Genomic DNA, 3735 nt, shown 5'->3' with positions numbered 1-3735 from the left:
GTAAGGGAAAATCATCGGGTAGCTTCTCCCAGGTAATTTTAGGCTGGCTTGTTACCGTTGTCATCAGGTATCATCTCCCTCCATCTGTAAGCCCTATTTTAGATAAAGATAGAGTGCGATCGCAGGACTTGATCCACTCAGGTAAACAAATGAGTTCAAACATGGCCAGCCAAGGGGGTTATCGACCAAAAGTTACACCGTGGACTTATACCAAGGCAGAATTACTTATAGGTGGGTTTGTCTAGGTTTTTAGCAAGTCTTTGGCTTGAGAACCCCGCTTTAGGGGTTCCCCATCCGGAATCGGAACGGTTCTAGAGCGAGCAGTTGGGCGAGTCGGTTTTGTTTTGAGGTATTCGAGATAGTCAAGAATTTGCGCCAGAATCGGTTCTGGGGTGGATTCGATCGCGATCAGCAATTGTTCTTTAGTAGTGGTCATAAGTGGGTTATAGGAAATGAACAGAGGAACGTGATGTTTTGACCAAGAGTCAACAGTAAAAATAAACTGGTAGGATTAAATTATACTGCTCGCTCCTAACTCTCTGCTTAAGATAAGTCTTGCTCAAGATAAGTCTAATCAGTTTAGCTTTTAGACCGTTGTAGCTGTAATTGGGTTTTTTAACTAACAAAATGCTGCCATTAAAACCAAAAATATTCAGGGAGAAACCGCCCAAACCGCGTTATCGAGTGGGTGCAATTGTCCTGACGGGAGTTGTCTGTGCTGTCGCCGTGTGGTGGACACCGGTGCGAGCCCAAGACGCTGAAGCGGAAGAAACCACCACGGAACAGGTACAAGTTCCTACAGAGGTAGATCCCGCAGGGGCAACTACGACGGCAGATCCAACCATTCCCGTCGAGGAATTGAGACTGTTGGTTCAACCGCTTACCCTAGCAGAACTCGAAATTGAGGCAGCCGCTTGGCTGGTGCTGCTCAAAGAAAAAGCCAAAGAAATTAGCGCGGCTGAAATTACCATCAAGCGGGAAAATTTAGCCATTGACAAACAGGAAGAAGCCGCCAATGCCTTAGAGGAAGCGCAGAAATCCCTTGCCGAAGCAGAGGAAGCTCAAGCCAATGCCACCTTTGGCTCTTCAGAATACGAAGAAGCGGCAAAAAAGGTAGAAGACGCCAAAGAAAACCTGAAAGTAGCTCAAGCATCCATTGAGGAAGCTGCTGAAACTAAACAGCAGATTGAAGAAGACGAAACCTCAAGTAGCGCCCTAGACAAAGCCGAAGAAACCAAACAAGTGGAGACGGCAAAACAAGCAGTTGAGAATGCCAAGACAGCGCGAGAGGAGATGACGGCTGGCTCGTTGAGCTATGAAGCCGCAACGGAAAAAATAGATACCCTAGAAGCCGCGCTCAAAGACGTTGAAGATGCCCAAGAAGCTCAAGACGCAACGATTCCCGACTCACCGGAACATCAAGAAGCAACTCAGCAACTTGAAGCTGCCTTAGAAGCCCTGAAAAAAGCCAGAGAAGCCATTGAGGGAGCCGATGCCCCTGAAGAGCAATCCTCGGAAAATCTCGATGAACTGACAGCCACTCTGGAAAACACGGAAGTAGACGCTGACGGTGAGGAAAAAGTCGCTGGACCCCCGGAAATCGGGGATAGCCAAGGGGAAATTCAAGAACAACAACAAGAGCTAGAAGAAGCTGCCGAACAACTCGAAGAGAATGCCGAAGCCGAGTCGGAAGAGAAAAACCAACTGGTGGTTGCGGTTACCGAACTTCAAGGGGAACGAACTGCAATTATTGATCGATTTAATGTCATCCTGGATGAATTGGAGAAAAAAGGCGGGACTCCTGAATCCTACCGCCAATACATTCAAGCCGTTAGTGGTGTTGAACTCGACATAACCGACACCGAAGGTTTAGGGCTACGGCTGATCAACTGGTTCCAGTCAGAAGAAGGTGGCTTACGCTGGGTTAATAATACAGGCAAGTTTTTCGGTGTTTTTATTGGCGTCGCGATCGCGTCTCAGGTCTTCGGTATCATTGTTAACCAAGCTTTTTTGCGATTGAGCCATATATCTCAACTGTTACGTCACTTCCTGGTGATGCTGATCAAGCGCGGTGGTATCCTGGTTGCCTTCCTACTCGCTCTAACCGCACTAGAAGTCAGCTTGGGTCCCATCTTAGCTCTGGTTGGGGGGGTGAGTTTCGTACTCGCCTTCGCACTGCAAAGTAACATCGGCAATTTTGCCAGTGGCTTGATGATTATGGCGTACAAGCCCTTCGATGTTGGCGATGAAGTCAAAATCGGTGATTTGTGGTGTTACGTTGATTCAATCACCCTTGCTAATACAAAACTTAAAGGGTGGGATGCTCAAATTTATACCGTTCCCAACAATACGATTTGGAGCAGTACCATTGAAAACCTGACCACTCAAGGTATTCGTAAGGGGGGAGTGAGTGTTCGTATTTCCTTCGACACGAACCTGCGCCGAGTCAAGAAAATTTTGTTGGAGATTGCCAACTCACACCCTTTGACTCTAGATAATCCAGCACCGTCAGTGTTTCCTTATAAAGGTGCTGACTATTATGTGAGTATCGGGATTAAATTTTGGACAAAAACTAATGATTTTTGGACAGCTTATGAAGAGATACTCTACATGGTTCAGGAACGCTTTGCCAAAGAAGGGATCTCAATCCTACCCCAGCAAGATATTCGCATCCACCATGCTGCCACTAATGGCAAAACGCCAGAATTAGTTTCGCAAATGCCTGGGGAACTCTTAGAACCTCAACTCTCTCAGCATAGTACTGGATCATTCTTTGACCCGGAGTCATCCTTGGCTTCTGCGGTATCCGTTGACGCTGATCCGGATGGTCCAGATTAGAACCTAGCTTTTAGGTTTTAGGTCGGGTTTTTCTACTGGAGAGACGTTCCACCGGAACGTCTCTACTAATTTTGTAGCTGTACTCACGTCTCTGGCTCTATTCCAGCCGCTCGTAACTGGGCGATCAAAGCTTGAACTCGTTGTCGTTCTTGTTCAGCCCGTTGTCGTTCTTGCTCAGCCCGTTGCCGTTCTTGTTCAGCCCGTTGTCGTTCTTGTTCTACTAATTCTACTCCCCAAGGTAAAAGTTGCCCAGATTCATCCCACCACCGCAACCAATACCCCTGACGGTTTCCCTTCCTTCCTTCCCACACACCCAAAAATAAACCCAGCGCTTCTATCCAATAGCGCCTCTCCTGCGGCGGCTGCAAGACATAATATCCAGCGTCATTGAGCTGATACATTTCCAGTACACCTTGTTCAGGTTCAAAAATTCCATACTGGGGGACTCGCAACACTTGCTCATAAAAATACCATTTCCCCGGAGGATAAGTTGGCTTGCTCGAATATTCATTTCCTTCTGTATCTGAGAGAAATTCAATCACAATTCCTGGAATGTCCCCTTGCAGGTGTGGCGTATAACTGCGACGGACATTCTCTTGGGATACCTCAATCCGAGGTACATACATCCAATCGGGAGCTTTAACCACAAACTTACCCTCTAACCGAGCGCAGACACCGTAATTCGTGGCGACTAATGTATTGTCTTGCAATCGCCCGGTTTGTTCTAAACTGTCGCTGAGTGCGGCGGCTAATGTGGGCTGATCAATATTATCCACAGGATCATCGGGTAAGGGAAAATCATCGGGTAGCTTCTCCCAGGTAATTTTAGGCTGGCTTGTTACCGTTGTCATCAGGTATCATCTCCCTCCATCTGTAAGCCCTATTTTAGATAAAGAT

General features: G+C 47.2%; 4 protein-coding genes. 2 read left to right on the top strand and 2 right to left on the bottom strand.

Features of this window, described 5'->3' with window-relative positions:
• Positions 1-245, top strand: a 245-nt coding sequence (locus tag RIC07_RS33885) for a hypothetical protein (RefSeq protein WP_446398354.1), incomplete at its 5' end; no start/stop codon positions are given.
• Here RIC07_RS33885 and RIC07_RS33880 read toward each other — a convergent pair.
• Positions 242-436 (bottom strand): hypothetical protein, encoded by a 195-nt coding sequence (locus RIC07_RS33880; RefSeq protein WP_446398353.1) that lies wholly within the window; start codon positions 434-436, stop codon positions 242-244. The two genes, RIC07_RS33885 and RIC07_RS33880, sit on opposite strands and share 4 nt — an antisense overlap.
• 191 nt (positions 437-627) lie before the next feature.
• Here RIC07_RS33880 and RIC07_RS33875 point away from each other — a divergent pair, with 191 nt between their 5' ends.
• Positions 628-2838, top strand: a complete 2211-nt coding sequence (locus RIC07_RS33875; protein WP_446398352.1) for a mechanosensitive ion channel domain-containing protein — start codon at positions 628-630, stop codon at positions 2836-2838.
• Between the two features lie 83 nt (positions 2839-2921).
• On the opposite strand, the gene RIC07_RS33870 is transcribed toward RIC07_RS33875, so the two are convergent.
• Positions 2922-3689 carry a Uma2 family endonuclease gene (locus RIC07_RS33870; RefSeq protein ID WP_446398351.1) on the bottom strand — a complete coding sequence of 256 codons (768 nt, stop codon included), beginning with the start codon at positions 3687-3689 and terminating at the stop codon, positions 2922-2924.
• Positions 3690-3735 lie beyond the last annotated feature (46 nt).

Origin of the sequence: Coleofasciculus sp. E1-EBD-02 (genome assembly GCF_040218245.1) — a bacterium.
In the GTDB taxonomy this organism is placed as follows: Bacteria; Cyanobacteriota; Cyanobacteriia; order Cyanobacteriales; family Coleofasciculaceae; genus Coleofasciculus.
The sequence above is the reverse complement of the archived record's forward strand: the minus strand, read 5'-3'. Positions and strand labels throughout refer to the sequence as shown.